The organism is Pseudomonas sp. BJa3, from assembly GCF_026343815.1.
GTDB classification, from domain to species: Bacteria; Pseudomonadota; Gammaproteobacteria; order Pseudomonadales; family Pseudomonadaceae; genus Aquipseudomonas; species Aquipseudomonas soli.
On the sequence record NZ_JAOXMC010000554.1, the window covers coordinates 1 to 235 of the forward strand.

Consider the following 235-nt stretch of genomic DNA (forward strand, 5'->3'; position numbering starts at 1 on the left):
CCGCGCTGGTTGTCGACCTTGCCGGTGGTGGCCAGGGTCAGCTTGCCGGCGCTGCTCAGCTCGGCGTCGCTGTTGTCGAGGCTGGCGGCGCCGATGTCGAGGTCACCCTCGCTGGTCAGCAGCCCCTTGCTGTTGTCGAGCGCCTGGCTCAGGCGCAGGCGTGCGCCCTGCTCGGCGGAAACACGCCCGTCGCGGTTGTCCAGGGTCTGGCCGTCGAGGGTCAGTTGGCCCTTGC

Annotated in this window: 1 protein-coding gene; it reads right to left on the reverse strand. The window is 70.6% G+C overall.

The features are described from left to right. Window positions 1–235, reverse strand: a 235-nt coding sequence (locus tag OH705_RS28760) for a hypothetical protein (protein ID WP_267303640.1), incomplete at both ends; no start/stop codon positions are given.